Below are 17,486 nucleotides of genomic sequence, written 5' to 3' on the forward strand. Positions count from 1 at the left end.
ATAGTATAGCTGATTTTTATATTTTTTCAACAAAGTTGTTGATATATGTCTAATTTAATCAGCTAAAGTATGGTAAACTTATTGTTATGGCATTATTAGAAATTTCAGGCCTTTCAATGGCCTACGCAGAAAAAACTTTATATGAAGATGCAGCATTTGAACTACAAGCTGGAGAACACATGGGAATTGTTGGCCAAAATGGTGCTGGTAAGTCAACGCTTATCAAAATCATTACAGGACAGGAACTCCCTCTTTCTGGTAAAATTGAATGGCAAAAAGGCTTAAAAGTGGGTTATTTAGATCAGTATGCAGAAATTCCTGAAGGAATGACACTGGTCGATTTTTTGCATACTGCTTATCAAGATTTGTATGATAAGCAAGATCGTATTACAGAACTATACAATGAATATGCAGAGAGTCTATCTGACAAATTGTTAGAACGTGCTGGTCGTATGCAAGAAGAACTTGACGCCGCTGGCTTTTATGATGTGGATACTAAAATTGAACGTGTGATTTCTGGACTTGGTTTGGAAGCCATCGGACGCACTAGAGAATTAGAATCAATGTCTGGCGGACAACGTGCAAAAGTAATTTTAGCTAAATTATTGCTAGAAAATGATGATGTGATCATTTTAGATGAACCAACAAACTATCTTGATGTGGCACATATTGAATGGTTGGAAGACTTTTTGCAGTCTTTTGAAGGTTCAGCAATGATTATCTCGCACGATTTTGACTTTTTAGATAAAGTAACGAATGCTATTATTGATTTATCATTCGGGAAAATAACTAAGTTCCGTGGATCGTTTAAGAAGGCTATGCGTCAAAAGGATGAACGTGCAGAACAGCAATTGCGCCAGTATGAGAAACAACAGGGTGAGATTGAGAAAGCGCAGAAATTTATTGCTAAAAACAAGGCGCGTGCTTCAACATCTAAACAAGCTAAGTCACGAGAAAAAATGCTGGCTAGAATGGACCGTGTTGACCCACCTTCAGAGGTGCTACAAGCTAAATTCAATTTTCCTTATGTCAACTCTCAGTCTGCAAATGCATTAACAGTAAACGAATTATCAGTTGGTTATGTAACGCCCGTATTGGAGCCAGTAACTTTTTCGATGACTTCAGGTCAAAAAGTTGTTTTTAAGGGGTTCAATGGTGCCGGTAAATCAACGTTAATCAAATCGATTTTGGGTGTTATTCCAGCACTTGGTGGTGATGCAGAGTTTTCACCTTCCGCAGTTGTGAATTATTTTGATCAGGATTTAGAATGGGATAATGATCAAAAAACACCATTGCAAGAAATGCAGGATCGTTTTCCTAAATTAGAGCCGAAAGCTTTACGTACACGTTTAGCTGCCGCTGGTATTAACGCTGAAAATGCACAAAAACCATTGAAGCAACTATCTGGTGGTGAACAAACTAAAGTTAAATTGGCTATTATGGAAATGAAACCAAGTAATTTCTTAATTTTAGATGAGCCAACAAATCATCTTGATGAAGGTACCAAAAATGCGTTACGTGCAGCGATTGATAAATTTCCAGGAAATGTTATTATCGTTTCACACGAAACTAGCTTCACAAAGGGCTTAGGAGATAAAGAGTTAAACGTTGCCGCTTTGAGTTATAAAGAAGAGGCAGAATAGTATCGTTAGATACAGTAATTAGTATGACAATTAACCAGTTTGTATACGGGTTTGTCGGAATTTTGGGTATTGCTATTCGGACGAAATTCTGGTATATTAGTTATTGTTATGGAGAAGTACTCAAGCGGCTGAAGAGGCGCCCTTGCTAAGGGTGTAGACGTGTTAAAGCGTGCGAGGGTTCGAATCCCTTCTTCTCCATTTAGCATTTCATGGCGTTGCATAAGGTTTCAAAACCTTAATGTAACGTTTTTTTTATTAGAAAATAATACTGATAATTGCTGTTCTAAATCTAAGTATGATAGAATTAAATCAGTTAAATATTGAAACGGTTGAGTGTAAGCTTCAAGAGTAGTTAGTCGGGGAACTAGCTGTTTTTGAAGTTTTTTTATGCATTAAAAGGAGAAATAATGAGTTATTTATTAATTATATTATTAATTATTAGTACAAAGATTTTGGGTAAGATAGGTATTCACTTTGGTTTATCTGAGGTTGTTGGGCAATTATTGGCTGGTGTTTTTTTAGGTGCAAGTCTACTGAATTTGGTTCAACCTACGTCTACTATGCATTGGATTGCTGAGACAGGTGTTTTTTTGCTCATGCTTAATTCTGGTTTAGAATCGAATCTTAAAGAAATGAAAAAATACGTAAAGTCTTCATCTTTGATTGCGATTATGGGTGTTATAGTACCAATGATTACTTTTCCAGTAGTTTTTTTTCTACTCAGCTACTCTAGTGTAGTTTCTTTGTTTGCTGGAATTGTATTTTCGGCTACGTCTATCTCAATTACATTGGCGGTTTTAGCCGAACAAAAAAAGTTGGCTACAGCAATGGGCACCATTATAGTTTCTGCTGCGATACTAGACGATATTATAGCATTATTAGCCGTAACGATTTTTTCGGTTTTTGTAGGTGGCGGAACATTGGGAATCAGTAGTTTGTTACCATTGATGGGTTTTATTATTGGAATGCTTCTTAAAAAATTTAATTTCTCGGATAATGTAGTTGCAGTGACTACAAGAGTAGGAAATTTATTCTTTTATCCTGTGTTCTTTGGATCTATTGGGTTGGGAATCGATATACAAAAATTAGACGGTAAAGTAATGCCGATTATTATTTTCAGTATATTGGCAATACTTACAAAATTTAGTGGTTCTTTATTCGGTGCCAGACTTTCTGGTTTGAGTAGGGAAATTGCCAATGCCATTGGTGCGGGCATGATTTCTAGGGGGGAAATGGCACTTGTTATTGTTCAAATTGGTATTTCCGCAAATCTGATTAACGATATCACATCGGCGGAGTTCGTTGTTACAGTCATTATTTCAACTATAGTAGCACCCATTATGATGAAACCATTGTTCGCTAAAGTTTGACTTTCTTGTCATCTAGCTGAGTAGCAAAAACTAGAATATAATCGTTAGATTTGCTAGTAGAAAATCAGAAAAAGAAAAAATACGGCGGTCCAAAATATACATAATGTATATATATATTTATCCAATAAACAGACTGCGAATCTAAATACTGATTATAGGCTGCAAAGATCCATTATGAAATAATGATATACTTAAGGATGAAGGACGCGCTATCCGTAAACATATGCGCTGTGTCAGAATTACTAAAAAGTTTAAATAGAGCATTTCTTGAAGAGGAGGGTTAAAATTGACAATACTAGATGACATGATCAGTGATCCTATAAATATCGAGTATACGAAAAAAGGCTGGAAACCAATATTCACAGCACCCAAAACAGCAAAAATTGTAATCATTGGTCAAGCACCAGGATTGCGTGTTCAAAATACTGGTATTATGTGGAATGATGCCTCTGGGGACCGATTGCGTCAATGGTTAGATGTTAGTCGTGAACAGTTCTATAATTCTGGTGATTTTGGTGTTATTCCGATGGACTTTTACTATCCTGGAAAGGGAAAATCAGGTGATATACCGCCTAGAAAAAACGTGGCTATGAAATGGCACCCTAAATTACTGCAACAGATGCCTAACAAGCAGTTAACTATTTTAGTTGGATCTTATGCACAAAAATACTATCTGGATTTACCAAGTCCAGTTAAAATTACTGACGTCATATATGATTATCAGGATTATTTACCGCAATATTTTCCAATTGTTCATCCATCCCCAAGAAATAATATTTGGTTAAAGAAAAATTCATGGTTTGAACATGATGTTGTACCAGCGTTGCGAAAAATGGTTACTCAAATCCTTAAAAACTAGTCACGGTGGGGTTAGAAGTGCTTACTGAATCGTTATTTTAATAATGGCTTTTTTGTTATTGTCATTGTGTCAATTACGGCTTGAATTTATGTATAATAAAATTCATAGGAGAATTAACAATGAATGCAATTTTAAAGGATCAATTTATGATTGATCAGCTATCTGAACATCAAAAACAAGCCATTATAGATATAAATCAATATATTAATGAGGGTATTTCTGGTAACAAGCATGCTGTAGCGGTTATTCAAGGTGCTGCTGGAACTGGTAAATCAGTGGTTTTGATGAACTTAGTCACCAAATATATGACTGATAGTCGCTATAAGACAGCGCTAGTCGTCAATCACCCTGAACTTTTTAAAGCTTACCAAGATTTGGCAAGAGATATTCCTGGTATTAAAGAAAAGAGTATTTTACGTCCAACGGCTTTAATCAATCGTGCACAAAAAAATCATTGGAAATATGATGTCATCTTTGTAGATGAGGCACATTTATTATATTCAAAATCAGAACCGTATGCTCATTATCGTGGTGAAAATCAACTTACGGATCTTATGAACTTAGCTAAAGTTGTAGTGGTTGTGTATGATTTTGCGCAAGTATTTCAATCTAAGATGTATTGGTCTAAAAAATTATTGCGTCAAACAATTTCCGACCATCCTTATAAACAGTTTGATATGGATTTTCAGTATCGAATGGTAGCAAGCCCTGAACAGGTTGATTGGATGGATAACTTCACGTCAGAAAAAGTATTGACACCATTTCCAAACAACAGCAAGTTTGATTTTAAAGTATTTTCGACTGCAGGAAGTCTTTATGAGGCCATTAAAAAGAAGAATCATGAAGTAGGTTTAAGTCGAGTGGTTGCAACATCAGGATTTCCACGCATTGATGGTAGACACAACGTCGAAATGGATACTTTTTCTTTACCTTGGGATGAATGGGACCCACAACGAACACATTGGGCTAAGCGAGAATCATCAATTACACAAGTTGGAACGATTTACACATTACAGGGTTTTGATTTGAATTATGTGGGGATGATTATTGGACCATCGTTTGGTTACGATCCAAAAACGGACAGTATGACAATTATTCCTGAAAAATACTCACACAAAGAGATTTTTAAAAAACGTAAGGACATTAAGTTTTCTACTAAGGAGTATAAGGATTTCATTGCTAACGTTTTGAATGTATTAATTAAGCGTGGTAAGTATGGTATGTACCTAACAGCTTATGATGATGCATTACGTGAACGTCTAGTTGATTTATACCAAAATAAAAAGTAAACCAAATAAATTAAAAAACACCTGGACATTTTAAATGTCCAGGTGTTTTAAATTACATTAATGTTCAGAGTGGCTGTTATACCAATCTTTTTGAAAAAGAGCATAATGGTCAATGTCAACCCACTGTCCATTGTAAAAGACTTCATTCTTTAGTGTTCCTTCTTTAACGAAGCCGTTTTTTTGATACGACTTGATTGCTATCGTATTAAATGAATAAACACTGAGTTTGATTTTATGCATATTGAGATTATTAAATCCGTAATCCAATATGAGTTGTATTGCCTCTGAACCATAGCCTTGAGAACGGTCTTCTTTTTTGGGGAATCCTATTGCTAGCTCACAATTATGATTACGGATACTGAGGTCGAATAGCGCAACAAAACCGATAAGTGCATTATCTGAGGTTTTTCTGACAGTGAACTCAACATTTTCATTACTATTGGATGAACGTCTGAAAATATTTTCCCAATCTTCAGCAGTATAAGGATGAATCATATCATCTGATAGCGGGTTGACAAATTCATCATCCCATTGCCAATTAGCTAATTTTTGACCATCTCCTTCATGATAATGTGATAACTTAACTTTTTCGCCTATAAACATATTTTCATCTCTTTTCTTTAAATGTTCTGTTATAAAAAATTTACCGCAACAAATAAAGATTTATAAATCTTAAGTTAGTCCTTGAGCAATCGTTTGCTTCCCCATATCATCTTTTATCATGGATAATTTGTTGAAAGTATAAGAATTATTATTACCAATTAATATATTATAATATATCAAAATTTGCAACAAATATAAAAATTGTTATTTTTATTACAAACAAAATATTTTATCACAGAAATGTTACGAACTATAATGAAGGTGAAATCGAACAGAGGCATTGAAAAAGGGATCTCGACTTCGTGAGGAGGTTATAAATACAGAAGAGAATAGGATAAGCAGAGGAGGAATGGGAAATGTTTTATAGTAGTCAAGTAGTATACGATCACGGTCAGTTAGATAGATACATGCGAGATAAAAAAGTTTTTCTGATTACCATACTATTAAGTCTAAGTTGTATCGTTAGTGGTATCTTTTTTAATAAAGTAACCGTTTATGCAGATGATGTTCCGAATACCGCATTAAAAATAGAAAATAATGTGTTATATGGATTTTCGGATGGGCAGTCGCAGCACAGAGGAGCTAATGTTGTGATTCCTAGCAATGTAACGAGTATTGCTGATACGGCGTTCTATAATCAAGAAATTAGTAGTGTGGACTTTACTTCAGCAACTAACCTAAAGTCCATTGGTGATTTTGCATTTGCAAAAAATCAACTTACCTCTGTTCAGTATCCTAAACTAGATGATAATAATTTAGGTTGGTATATTTTTTATGATAATAACATTACTTCTTTGACTTTTGCAAATGGTGTTACACATATTAATGATGGTGCTTTTGCCAATAACCCAACATTGAAGAGTGTAACGTTTCCAAAAACAATTACATCGATTGGAGATTGGGTGTTTGCTGGAGACAACTTGCGTGTTGTCGACCTGACAACAATTCAAAATACAAACAGTTTAAGCGTTGGTTCTGGTGCCTTCTATGGTAATCAATCATTCAAAGTATCAGTCTTACCAAACGATGTGTTAGACAGCAGTGGTCACCATCCCATTCGTTGGTATGGGTATGAAGCGTTTGGCGGTGGTAATACTGGTCAAGCAGCTACTGTCGCTACACAATATGCGTTGAAACATCAACACTACAGCGCTGGAACACCTGGTACGATAGGTAATGCGGATGATTTTACTTACGATAGTAATGACCACACAATAATTACTGGTGTGAAGTCCGGTACGTCAACACTTGGAAAAACCATAGTTATTCCATCTGATGTCACTAAAATTGCTAACAATGCTTTTGAATCACTAGGTATCATGAGTGTTGACTTTTCTAAGGCTACAAATTTAAAAGAAATTGGAAACTTCGCCTTTTATGATAATCAAATTTCAAATACACTGAATCTACCAAATAGCTTAAATAATAATATATCAGGCATCGGCTGGTATGCTTTTGCTTCAAATAATATTGCTAATGTTATTTTTCCTAATAATGATTTAAAGTCGTTAAATGATTTTGTTTTTGCGGATAATAAACTAACAGGTGTTGATCTACCTGATACACTACAAACGATTGGAGACGGTACTTTTATTGACAATCAAATTACAGATGTGAATTTACCAGTTAATATTCAACGTGTTGGTTCTGGGTGCTTTGCTGGCAATTCGTTTAGTGACAGCCGTGCACAAGAATTGACAACGATGGTTATGAATACGAAATCGGAGAAGGATATTTCAGCTATTTTGTATCCATTTGGCATGACCACTTCACAAAAATACAGTCAGCTAAAAAACCAATTTTCTGAGATGAGCGATGGTACGTGGCAATATTTTGGCAGTGATGGTCTACCAGTAACTGGCCTACAAGTGATTGATGGTCACACTTATTACTTTAATTCAGATGGCACACAAGTTAAGGGAGGTTCAGTGGAGCTGAAAGATGGTCGTATCCACTACTTTGATGCAAATAGTGGAGATATGTTAAATTAAAACACAAAAAAGATGCTATTCANNATAGCATCTTTTTTGTGTCACTTTAATTGATAAGTAACAAGTATACGGCTATGAATTAAAATCTCGGCAATTTCTGCAGGAGATTCAGGATCATTTTTTTCTAACCAGTGACCAATGATGCTAATTAGTGAACTGATTAACAAGTCGTGGGTATAGTCACTTGGCATAACTTCTGTACCATCTTTAAATATTTTCTCATAATTTTTACCAATTTGATTGTCAATCAAATTTCTCAATTTATAAACAAATTGTGAATCGCCATTTTTGGAAAGTAGTGTTTTAAGCGTAAAACGATTTTTATCTAAAAAATCAAATGATTGTATAAAGCTACGATAGGGCGAGTAAGTATCTAATTCTGCTGACAATTTATGATTACTCGTGTCATCTAACCAAGAAATAGTTTTATCCATATTGATTTGCATGAGACGTTCAATATTGCTTAATAAATAAGATTCAATTTTTTCTAAGACATCGTATTTATCTAAATAGTAGATATAAAAAGTACCTCGACTTAATTTTGCTGTGCGAGTGATATTAGAAACTGTGAGATTATTAAACCCTTTTTCATTGACTAGTTGTATAAATGAATCTATGATACGTTGTTGGGTTTGTTTATTTTTTTCCTGTCTATTCATTCTTTCTTCCTTCCTTCATAAAATTAGACAACAAGGTTGCCTTTTGTACATTGATTTTTGCTTAACCAATGCTAATATAAACTATAGATTTAAAAAAAGCAACACGTTGTCAAAAAAGGGGAAGATTATGCTCAGCATTGAATGGAAAAAAATTTGGAAAAATAAATTTATGGTTATTGTTCTGATTGCTATTGTTTTAATTCCTTCGATATATGCAGTTGGATTTTTAAAATCAATGTGGGATCCTTATGGTAAAATTAAAGATTTACCAGTGGCAGTGGTTAATGAAGATCAATCTGTTAAGTATGCAGGACAGAAGTTAGCAGTAGGCTCTAAACTGAAAGATAATTTGGTAGATTCCGATGCGATGAAATTCAGTTTTCCATCTAAAAGAGAAGCCCAAAAAGGATTGTCTGATGGTAAATACTACATGGTTATGACTATTCCTAAGAATTTTTCAGAGCATGCAACAACATTGTTAGATGCTCATCCGAAGCAGATGCTCATTCATTATACAACCAGCTCAGGACACAGTTTCATTGCTGGAAAATTTTCAAAATCAGCGGCTGAAAGTATTACCAATTCCATTTCTACACAGGTTACCAAAACTTATGCAGAAACGTTGTTTAAACAAATTAAGACTTTAGGCAATGGCATGGGAACGGCTGGTAATGGGAATAAAAAATTAGTTAGTGGTACTGAAAAACTACAATCTGGAAATCAAACAATCACCAGTAATCTACAAACTTTAGCATCAAGTAGTTTGACTTTTAGCAATGGTACGGACATATTAACAGACGGGTTAGCGCAATACTTTGATGGTGTTAATCAGCTTGATGCAGGAAGTTTAAAACTCACAGATGGTTTAGAGCAGTTGAGTGGGAAAATTCCTGCACTGAGTAGCGGCGTTTTGCAATTATCAGAGGGCTCATCCAATTTAAGTAGTGGTTTAGGACAATATACATCTGGCGTTGGACAGCTCAACACCGGAGTAAGTACATTAAATTCAGGAGCTGAAAAGCTAGCAAGTGGTAGTAATAGTTTGGCTGCTGGTATAAATAAATTATCAGATGGATCAGCATCTCTGAATAATGGTGTGAGCGCCTATACGAGCGGGACAGATAAGGCGTACCAAGGCAGCCAAAAAGTTTCAGATGGTTTAGCGCAAATGAATACTGCTTTAAACAGTAATGATGCTAAAACAAAAATGACGCAATTACAGACTGGATTACAAAGTTTTCAAGAAGGTCTAAATCAATTGCAGACGTCATTAGATAATAATCAAAATTCAGTTCAAATTACTCAGCTGACAAGTACTATGAGTAATTTGGCTAAAAATGTAGCCACAATTAGTAATTACGTTGCAGGGACACAAGGCAAAATAGAATCTGTTGCTAAATCACAAAATTTGTCTGATACACAGGTTAGTGCTTTAGAATCAGCATTGTTACCAACAAATGAGATTAATGATGCTTTGAAATCATCTACTTCAAATTTGACCGATTTACAAAGCAATTTAACAGCTTTAATGAAGTCTAGTGACACAAATATATCTCAATTAAAGTCAGCTGTGAATACATTGTCTAATAGTTATGGTACTAGTAGTGATAGTAAAACATTATACGGCGCAATCAGTGGCATGATAGCTTCGTTTAATCAAGTTGGAAATTCAACGGCTCAGCTGAATAATGGGGCGTCTCAATTAACCAATGGTCTATCACAATTAAGTGGGCAATCTCAACAGTTAGTAAATGGTTCTATACAATTGCAAGAAGGTCTTGAACAATTAAATGCAAATGTACCATCATTAACTAGTGGTATTGAGAGCTTAGCTGCTGGAAGTGCTAAATTAAATGAAGGAACACAAAAGTTATCTCAGAATGGTACCAAATTAAATGAAGGATCTCAAAAGCTAGCGAATGGCATATCATCATTAAATACTAATATGCCTACTTTGGGATCAGCAGTTTCACAACTGTCATCAGGAAGTGCACAATTAACAACGGGATTAGATAAGTTATCTGCGAATAATAATAAGTTGTTGAATGGTTCGCATCAATTAGCTAATGGTGCAACTAAGATTTCAGATGGTAGTGTCAAGTTAGCCGAAGGTTCTTCAAAACTTAGCGATGGGCTTACTAAGGTGAGAGATGGTAATGCTACGCTTGCGGATAAATTAGGTCAAGCTAATGAAAAGGTGAATAAGATTCATGCTAATAAATTAACGTATAAGCAATTAGCAACACCGGCAAGTACTAAGCATATAGAAAAAGATACAGTCCCAAATAACGGTACAGCAATGGCACCTTATATGTTATCTGTCGCCTTATTTGTTGGAGCTGTTGCCTTTAACTTAATGTTTGACTTAGTAACGCCATTGAAATATCCTAAAAAAGCGATTAGTTGGTGGGCAAGTAAGATGTCTGTACTATATCCATTCGCATTTTTACAAGCTGCAATTATGTATTTTGTTGCTATTAGTATGATTGGTATTAAACCAGTACAATATGGTACAACTTTCGGTGTCTTAATACTCGTTTCTTTTACTTTTATTAGTGTTGTGACGGCACTTAATTTGTGGTTTGGTAAAGTTGGTTCGTTCCTAGCGATGATTTTAATGGTCATTCAATTGGGTGGATCAGCTGGCACTTACCCTATTCAATTATCAAATAGTTTTTTTGAGGGAATTCATCCATATTTACCAATGACTTATTCAGTCAATGCATTGCGTGAAACACTTATGATTGGTGGATCAGCGCAGAATGACGTCATAGTGATGTTTGGTATATTTGTTGTATTTACATTGATTATGATTGGATTTTATATGTTTAAGCAATTAAAAATTAAAAAAATTAATTATGTTCATAATTAATTTGAGATGATTGAAAAAATGCTCAATCCCATTAACTGGGGTTGAGCATTTTTTGTTAGTTTAGTTGCTAATTTAGTCTATTATGAACTAAATGAAGTATTTCTGTATTATGTGCAAATAAGGATACATGTCTAGTGAAGTTATCATCTAACTGCGTCATGGTTAGTGTACCAATATTTTGAGTAACTTTATTGAGTGCTATGGACATAGGTAGGATGGTGACGTAATCAGAATTAGAAATCATTGCTATGGTAGACTCACTATAATCAATTTCGATGATTTTAGGTAGTGGAATTTTTAGTTGTTGATATATTTGAATAATTTTTTGATGAATCGGGCAATATTTGGGATACATAATGATTTTTAAATAAGCTAAATCCGCAGCATTCACAGTAGAGGTATCGAACAAATTTTTCATAATCGTATTATCTTGTGAATAAACCAAGTAATATGGTTCTGAAAATAATCTTATTTCCTTAACATCTCCAGTAAAATCTTCCTTGAATTCAGAATCTATTAAAATTAAGTCTAATCTTTTTTCATTAAAGGGTTGAATAAGGTCAAAAATCCTATTCGTTATAACAACTTGTTTTAAATCAGATAAAAAATTGGCAAAGAAGGAAGGATACATATAAGATGAGATACTATCTAAAGAGCCTACTTTAATATCTGATATTTGTATAGTATTTTCTGATATTAAATAAGTTATTTGCTCAAACTTATTGATAAAATGTTGTGCTTCAATATAAAGTTTATGACCTACTGAAGTCAGTTCCATACCTTGTGAACTTCTAATAAAAAGCTGTTTGCCATAGTAAGTTTCAAGTTGTTTGATTTTTTTACTAATCGCTGGTTGTGTCATTAACAAAGAGCCGCTACTTTTATTAATACTTTTTAATTCACATACTTTAACAAAAACATATAAGAGTTCGATATTAAAAGAATTATTATTTATCATACACACCTCGTATCCATTATTATACTAAACATATGCAAATATGTTATAACCATTCATTCTAAATTATTTATTCTTTTTTTGAAATCACAATGTTAATATTTTAACAAATAGGAGAAATAAAAATGTCTAAAAAATATTTATGTGGATTAGTTTTGTGTTTAGTTTCAGTATTGTCTTGGGGAGGAATGTTTCCAGTGATGGCGCCAGCTCTTAAAATTATTGACCCATTTTACTTCACAATATTACGTTATGGCAGTGTTGCAATTATTTTTGCTGTTATTTTGTTTTTTGTTGAAGGACCCAAGTCTTTTCAAACAGAAGGACATGCTGCAAGGTTGTGGATATTTGGGACAGCCGCTTTTGCTGGATTTAGTTTTTTTGTGTTTCTTGGTCAACAGACCGCTGGGCAGTCTGGATCAATTATCGCTTCAGTTATGATGGCGATTCAACCATTGCTAGGTGTACTAGTAGGTTGGATATACCGAGGGAAAAAGCCAACAACTGCTTCTCTTATTTCCATGTTTATTGCTGCCATAGGTGTGTTTATGGTGGTAACAAAGGGGCGCATCAGTATTTTATTTTCAGGACATAATACCGTTTTAGCGGTAGTATTCATTCTGTTGGGGGCACTGTGTTGGGTCATATATACAGCGGGGGGTGATGATTTTCCAGAGTGGTCAATTTTACGCTATTCAACAATAACAACAATTTTAGGTGTATGTTCAGTTATTATTGTATTAGCAATGGCTACGATTTTTGGTTGGTTAAAAGTGCCAACATCAGCACAAGTTACTAATGTTCAAAGTGCACTGATTTATATGATTACGATAGCAGGTGTGGTTGCTGTATTTGCTTGGAATATGGGGAATCGTATCATTGGATCAATAAATGGTATCTTATTTATGAATTTAGTACCAATTACTTCATTTGTTATTACTATTACAAATGGTTATAGAGTATCTACTTTTGAAATTGTAGGGTGCCTAATTACAATCAGTGCATTAGTGGGAAACAATATACATAAGCGATATACTACAAAACTAAAGACTGAAAAATAATAAAATAAAAAACATTACTACTCACATAGTGGTAATGTTTTTTACTTGGTAAGTATTATAATACCAAGATGTTAAAGAATACTTGCTCGACGGGTATCTTGCTATTTCGTATACTTAAGTTTGTTAAGAAAGGGGAAGTTGCATGGAACTTGGTCAAAAATTAAAAGAATGTAGGATAGCCTTAAACAAAACACAGAAACAAATGGCAACAGAATTACATGTTACAAGGCAGACAGTATCTCATTGGGAAAATAATGATACGTATCCTAGTTTGGACATGTTGGTTACTTTAAGTGATTATTTAGGTTTTTCTTTGGATACAACTTTAAAAGAAGAGGGAACAGATATGATTGACAGTATTAATAAGGAGCTAACTGTAGGGAAAAAATACAAAAAATTTGTTCGGAGACTAGGTATTGTAGCAATTATTTTTATACTTTTTGTTGCTGTCTTAACGTATGGTCGAGCAGCGCAAAATCAATTAATTGATCGATTTAATCCGTTTTTAAAGGAAACTTATGGCTATGCGTTGTTGCCAGAAAAAATAACCACTAAAAAAATTCAGGGAACAGAACCAATTACAGATGAAAACGGCAAAATTAAGACAAAAAAAGTTACTATTAATATGCCACAACCAGTAGACGCTTATGTATATAGTGACATTTTTGGTGCAGGAGAGTGGCTGAAATTTCAAGTTGGGACTATTCCTAAAGGATACAACTATGCCATTGTGCTACATAAGGGATCATATGTAAAACGGGCTAAATTAATTACTAAAGATCAAGTACCGTCCGTGTACCGAGGCAATATAGGGAATGCAGATCAGTATTTGAAATACAATAAAAAGAATTCTGGACCACGGGGTAATATTAATCCATTTTCAAATAATGGTGTATAAAATATATTTTTTAAAGCTCTTTGTAATTAAAGAGTTTTTTTTGTATGATATTTCTTATTATTAAAGATAAAGGTATACTATTATTATTCAGTTTTTATCAGAAAGGTATCAGACAATGAGTGAGAATGAAAAAATAGAATTTCAAACATTAGCAAGCATTCTTAAAAAGCTTGACATTAGTAAAGCGACATATTATAGAAGAGCAAAAGCTTGGAATATTAATCCTAGTCAACGCGAGTTTACACCAGAAGAGCTTAAAAACCTTGATTCAATGCCCGAAAGTAGCGACAATGATCATTCTGATGTTGCCTCAGAAAGCATCAAGACTTTATCAGAACAACTCAAGACAAAAGATGAGCAAATCAAACAACTTCATAAATTACTTGATCAGCAACAAACCCTATCTCTGGATTTACAACATAAAATCGATGTCAAAGAACAACAATATTTGGAAGTTTCAGATACGTCTGATTTTGTATCAGAAATTGATGATTTAAAAGAAGCATTACAAAAAGAAAAATCGAAAGGGATCTTTAAAAAAATATTCGGAAAATAAACGCAATTAGTTAAAAGCTTGGTATGGCAGCTTTATCTCACTGTTAAGCAATCTATTTTTGCGCACTTAGCTGTTGCATATTGCTGAATTTAATATTTAATTGCTATCGTTTTATTGAATTGTGTTGAATAATTGACGTATTAAATAGCGTTAGGAGAACATATTAATGGAAATACAGTTTCCGCTACAATTAAAAAAGCTACGCACTAAGTTAGAGATGTCTCAAGAAGATGTTGCTGGAAAATTGTACATTTCACGGCAAGCTGTTTCACGCTGGGAGGCTGGGGATGCGACACCGGATATGAGTAATTTAATCAAATTATCTGAAATTTTTGACTGCTCGCTTGATATGCTTGTTTTGGGCATTGAGCCTACTCAAGACAATATTGAAGATAAAATAGATAAAGATGAATTTGTATTTGATCCTCGCAAAGGAAAATATATACGCCGTCGACGTGAAAAAATGAATTTTTGGGAATTTTTAGCGCATTATTGGTGGATATTAATTATTTTTTTCGCAATTTTTGGAAATACGATTTCTGATGTTATTGAGGCTTTAAAGGGCTTTTAGTTGATTAACCACTCTTTAATATCTTAATAAATCGAGGTTCAACTTAATTTTGTACATCATGAACAGCTACTTCAAAGGTTCTTCAAATGGCACAATTGGTGTCGTTGCGCCTACATTACTAGCAAAAACAAAATTTAAATCATCTAAATTTTTCAGGTTTTCAGATTTGCCACTAACAATGACACCGTTAAACTTTGCTTTCTTTAAGTTAGAAGATAATTGTGCTTTGATTGAAGAGATATAGTTTTGATTTAAATTACGTGATTCGAAGTCTAAAGAACTCGAATCTGTTAATGCTTGTTTCAAACCGTTGTATCCAATATAGTTATGATTTTTCGAACTACCTTCTATTAAGGTGCCACGCCCATCAGTACTGGCATTTAAACCAATATAGCGACCAACACCTGCCATTGTGTCTATGTTATTGTTGCCAAAACCTAGCCAATAATAGTTAATCATGATATTGTCTGGTATTATCTTTCTGATTTCATCATAAGAATAGGAGTTATCAAATGTTAAAGCTACCTCGGCTAATGTATTATTCATCGCAGAAAGTTTTTTTGCTTCGTGGGTGGCTGGTGTATATGATATCAGCTTTTTTGATTTTTTATATATTGTAGAAGGCGAACGGCTAAAAAATATAGGCTCTTTTTCTTGCGTTTTATTATTTTTAGCAATGATTGAAGATCCTGTATTGTAAACGTCAATATCATTGCCAGAAGAAAGCTGGATTCCAGAAACACTGAATTGTGCTGATTTTTTGGGGTAGTGAATGTGATATCCATCAATATTTTTAATGCGGGTTTCAGTCAAGGTAGCCTTTGTCCATCCGACACTTTGGATTGATTGACTAGTTGTAAAAATATTTGGAGAAAAAGCTATTTTTTCAATATTTAATTTTTGATCTTGTAGTTTTGATTGCTTATTCATGGTATGGGCTATAAAAAAGTTGGCACTAAGCAAAATCATAATTAAGATAATAATGGTAGAAAAAGCACTAATCATTATTCCTCTGAGGTTGTTTTTTGCTTTGGTTCTTTTTATTAAATTTTCAAATTTTTGATTTTCATTCATAGGTATATTGCTCCAATAATTTTTTTAGATGTATTCTTGTTCTAAATAAATCAATTTTTATTTTAGGTTGGCTACAATTTAGTTGTTTGGCAATTAATTGAATACTACATTTCTTATCATATTTTAAGTAAAGTAGTTGTAATTGGTAAGGACTTAATTGCTTGAGGATCTCATAAGGTAAGCTACGCTGAGTTGATTTTGCATAATGCATGTTTGATTTTTTTGAGTTGTTGTAGATTTCATGCAAAATATTATTATATCTTTGATTACGTCTATATTTATCGTAAAATTTTAATAAAGCGACTTTATAAATCCATGGACGTAATTTATTTTCTTCTAAAACAATATTGGCTTCTATCAATTTAACAAGTACATCTTGAACAATATCTTCTGCATCTTGCGGTTTAGCCCCTTTTTTAATTAAAAATCGAACAACTTCGTGCGCAACACTAAGAATTATGTTTTCATATTGAGTAATCTCCATTATCTTCTCCTGTTATATATATAACGAATAAGGAAGCAATTGGTTACAGAAAATTATTTAGTAATTTTGGTTAGTTTTTTTGAAGTAATTAGGCATTAAAAAAGCAACCAATAAATGTGTACTGTAGTAACAGTAATGATTTATAATTGGTTGCTTTAATCTGGAGGAAGGGGAACTTTAGTATTTAGAACCAAATAGGTAGCATTAAGGCTGTCGCTGTTATACCATCATAAATAGTAGCATCTTTTTTAATTTGATTATGTAAGGTGATTGCCGCTTGAGGTAATTGCTTTTTGGTTCCCCAATAATACAGTGCAAGTGATTTGACCATTTTAGAAGACACTAGTCGAGTATCTTGTGTTTTGTTAAGTTCGCTGGCGTAATTAAAAATCATATTCCTTAAATTTTCATCTTGTTTAACATCTGGATCTGAAAAGGCCGCACTCATTTGATCTAACATTATTTCGACTTTTTTATTAACGCTCATCTGCCATAGTTCCTCTTAATTAAGAAATGTATTTGTTATTTAAAGTCATTATTACGCTGGGTCGAATATTTGTCAAATGACAAAATAACAGACGAGTATTTTGTCATTAAAAAA

16 protein-coding genes and 1 tRNA gene are annotated in these 17,486 nt (G+C 33.6%); 11 read left to right on the forward strand and 6 right to left on the reverse strand.

The features are described from left to right. Positions 1 to 86: 86 nt before the first annotated feature. The 5 genes from ESZ47_RS07645 to ESZ47_RS07665 all read left to right on the forward strand — a co-directional run bounded on the left by ESZ47_RS07645 (position 87) and on the right by ESZ47_RS07665 (position 5,161). On the forward strand, positions 87 to 1,643 hold the full coding sequence (locus tag ESZ47_RS07645; protein WP_148606274.1) for an ABC-F family ATP-binding cassette domain-containing protein: 1,557 nt from the start codon (positions 87 to 89) through the stop codon (positions 1,641 to 1,643). 110 nt (positions 1,644 to 1,753) lie between these two features. Beyond that, a tRNA-Ser gene (locus ESZ47_RS07650) sits at positions 1,754 to 1,841 on the forward strand. Positions 1,842 to 2,050: 209 nt separating this feature from the next. Continuing rightward, the gene (locus ESZ47_RS07655) at positions 2,051 to 3,013 is read left to right on the forward strand and encodes a cation:proton antiporter (RefSeq protein WP_148606276.1); all 963 of its coding nucleotides are present in this window, start codon (positions 2,051 to 2,053) and stop codon (positions 3,011 to 3,013) included. A gap of 286 nt (positions 3,014 to 3,299) precedes the next feature. Continuing rightward, the gene (locus tag ESZ47_RS07660; RefSeq protein WP_148606278.1) at positions 3,300 to 3,872 is read left to right on the forward strand and encodes a uracil-DNA glycosylase family protein; all 573 of its coding nucleotides are present in this window, start codon (positions 3,300 to 3,302) and stop codon (positions 3,870 to 3,872) included. A 119-nt stretch (positions 3,873 to 3,991) separates the two neighbouring features. Beyond that, positions 3,992 to 5,161, forward strand: a complete 1,170-nt coding sequence (locus ESZ47_RS07665; RefSeq protein ID WP_148606280.1) for a DUF2075 domain-containing protein — start codon at positions 3,992 to 3,994, stop codon at positions 5,159 to 5,161. Between the two features lie 57 nt (positions 5,162 to 5,218). On the opposite strand, the gene ESZ47_RS07670 is transcribed toward ESZ47_RS07665, so the two are convergent. After that, a complete protein-coding gene (locus ESZ47_RS07670; protein WP_148606282.1) occupies positions 5,219 to 5,764 on the reverse strand; it encodes a GNAT family N-acetyltransferase in 546 nt (181 codons plus the stop codon). A 356-nt stretch (positions 5,765 to 6,120) separates the two neighbouring features. Here ESZ47_RS07670 and ESZ47_RS07675 point away from each other — a divergent pair, with 356 nt between their 5' ends. Next, complete coding sequence (locus tag ESZ47_RS07675; protein WP_244307575.1) at positions 6,121 to 7,755, forward strand: leucine-rich repeat protein; 1,635 nt, start codon at positions 6,121 to 6,123, stop codon at positions 7,753 to 7,755. Positions 7,756 to 7,796: 41 nt separating this feature from the next. On the opposite strand, the gene ESZ47_RS07680 is transcribed toward ESZ47_RS07675, so the two are convergent. Continuing rightward, the gene (locus ESZ47_RS07680) at positions 7,797 to 8,414 is read right to left on the reverse strand and encodes a TetR/AcrR family transcriptional regulator (protein ID WP_148606284.1); all 618 of its coding nucleotides are present in this window, start codon (positions 8,412 to 8,414) and stop codon (positions 7,797 to 7,799) included. 127 nt (positions 8,415 to 8,541) lie between these two features. Here ESZ47_RS07680 and ESZ47_RS07685 point away from each other — a divergent pair, with 127 nt between their 5' ends. Continuing rightward, on the forward strand, positions 8,542 to 11,286 hold the full coding sequence (locus ESZ47_RS07685; protein WP_148606286.1) for a YhgE/Pip domain-containing protein: 2,745 nt from the start codon (positions 8,542 to 8,544) through the stop codon (positions 11,284 to 11,286). A 67-nt stretch (positions 11,287 to 11,353) separates the two neighbouring features. Here the strand turns inward: ESZ47_RS07685 and ESZ47_RS07690 are convergent, their stop codons facing one another. Continuing rightward, the gene (locus tag ESZ47_RS07690) at positions 11,354 to 12,244 is read right to left on the reverse strand and encodes a LysR family transcriptional regulator (RefSeq protein WP_148606288.1); all 891 of its coding nucleotides are present in this window, start codon (positions 12,242 to 12,244) and stop codon (positions 11,354 to 11,356) included. A gap of 122 nt (positions 12,245 to 12,366) precedes the next feature. Between ESZ47_RS07690 and ESZ47_RS07695 the strand changes: the two genes are divergently transcribed. From ESZ47_RS07695 to ESZ47_RS07710, 4 genes are all read left to right on the forward strand, one after another. Then, complete coding sequence (locus ESZ47_RS07695; protein ID WP_148606290.1) at positions 12,367 to 13,302, forward strand: DMT family transporter; 936 nt, start codon at positions 12,367 to 12,369, stop codon at positions 13,300 to 13,302. A gap of 142 nt (positions 13,303 to 13,444) precedes the next feature. Continuing rightward, complete coding sequence (locus tag ESZ47_RS07700) at positions 13,445 to 14,200, forward strand: helix-turn-helix domain-containing protein (protein WP_148606292.1); 756 nt, start codon at positions 13,445 to 13,447, stop codon at positions 14,198 to 14,200. Positions 14,201 to 14,315: 115 nt separating this feature from the next. After that, entirely contained in the window at positions 14,316 to 14,756 is a 441-nt protein-coding gene (locus ESZ47_RS07705) for a hypothetical protein (RefSeq protein ID WP_148606294.1), read from the forward strand. 166 nt (positions 14,757 to 14,922) lie between these two features. Next, entirely contained in the window at positions 14,923 to 15,327 is a 405-nt protein-coding gene (locus ESZ47_RS07710) for a helix-turn-helix transcriptional regulator (RefSeq protein ID WP_148606296.1), read from the forward strand. 66 nt (positions 15,328 to 15,393) lie between these two features. Here the strand turns inward: ESZ47_RS07710 and ESZ47_RS07715 are convergent, their stop codons facing one another. From ESZ47_RS07715 to ESZ47_RS07725, 3 genes are all read right to left on the reverse strand, one after another. Next, entirely contained in the window at positions 15,394 to 16,401 is a 1,008-nt protein-coding gene (locus tag ESZ47_RS07715) for an anti sigma factor C-terminal domain-containing protein (protein ID WP_148606298.1), read from the reverse strand. Continuing rightward, positions 16,394 to 16,885, reverse strand: a complete 492-nt coding sequence (locus tag ESZ47_RS07720; protein WP_148606299.1) for an RNA polymerase sigma factor — start codon at positions 16,883 to 16,885, stop codon at positions 16,394 to 16,396. The genes ESZ47_RS07715 and ESZ47_RS07720 overlap by 8 nt, the downstream gene beginning before the upstream one ends. Before the next feature lie 184 nt (positions 16,886 to 17,069). Beyond that, complete coding sequence (locus ESZ47_RS07725; RefSeq protein WP_148606301.1) at positions 17,070 to 17,372, reverse strand: bacteriocin immunity protein; 303 nt, start codon at positions 17,370 to 17,372, stop codon at positions 17,070 to 17,072. Between the last annotated feature and the right edge of the window lie 114 nt (positions 17,373 to 17,486).

This window comes from Leuconostoc litchii, assembly GCF_008107645.1.
Lineage (GTDB): Bacteria > Bacillota > Bacilli > Lactobacillales > Lactobacillaceae > Leuconostoc > Leuconostoc litchii.

Bases quoted from the DNA above. Each gene is read 5' to 3' on its own strand.
- ESZ47_RS07645 (WP_148606274.1), top strand. From the start codon at position 87: ATGGCATTATTAGAAATTTCAGGCCTTTCAATGGCCTACGCAGAAAAA.
- ESZ47_RS07655 (WP_148606276.1), top strand. From the start codon at position 2,051: ATGAGTTATTTATTAATTATATTATTAATTATTAGTACAAAGATTTTG.
- ESZ47_RS07665 (WP_148606280.1), top strand. From the start codon at position 3,992: ATGAATGCAATTTTAAAGGATCAATTTATGATTGATCAGCTATCTGAA.
- ESZ47_RS07670 (WP_148606282.1), bottom strand. From the start codon at position 5,764: ATGTTTATAGGCGAAAAAGTTAAGTTATCACATTATCATGAAGGAGAT.
- ESZ47_RS07675 (WP_244307575.1), top strand. From the start codon at position 6,121: ATGTTTTATAGTAGTCAAGTAGTATACGATCACGGTCAGTTAGATAGA.
- ESZ47_RS07680 (WP_148606284.1), bottom strand. From the start codon at position 8,414: ATGAATAGACAGGAAAAAAATAAACAAACCCAACAACGTATCATAGAT.
- ESZ47_RS07685 (WP_148606286.1), top strand. From the start codon at position 8,542: ATGCTCAGCATTGAATGGAAAAAAATTTGGAAAAATAAATTTATGGTT.
- ESZ47_RS07690 (WP_148606288.1), bottom strand. From the start codon at position 12,244: ATGATAAATAATAATTCTTTTAATATCGAACTCTTATATGTTTTTGTT.
- ESZ47_RS07695 (WP_148606290.1), top strand. From the start codon at position 12,367: ATGTCTAAAAAATATTTATGTGGATTAGTTTTGTGTTTAGTTTCAGTA.
- ESZ47_RS07700 (WP_148606292.1), top strand. From the start codon at position 13,445: ATGGAACTTGGTCAAAAATTAAAAGAATGTAGGATAGCCTTAAACAAA.
- ESZ47_RS07705 (WP_148606294.1), top strand. From the start codon at position 14,316: ATGAGTGAGAATGAAAAAATAGAATTTCAAACATTAGCAAGCATTCTT.
- ESZ47_RS07710 (WP_148606296.1), top strand. From the start codon at position 14,923: ATGGAAATACAGTTTCCGCTACAATTAAAAAAGCTACGCACTAAGTTA.
- ESZ47_RS07715 (WP_148606298.1), bottom strand. From the start codon at position 16,401: ATGAATGAAAATCAAAAATTTGAAAATTTAATAAAAAGAACCAAAGCA.
- ESZ47_RS07720 (WP_148606299.1), bottom strand. From the start codon at position 16,885: ATGGAGATTACTCAATATGAAAACATAATTCTTAGTGTTGCGCACGAA.
- ESZ47_RS07725 (WP_148606301.1), bottom strand. From the start codon at position 17,372: ATGAGCGTTAATAAAAAAGTCGAAATAATGTTAGATCAAATGAGTGCG.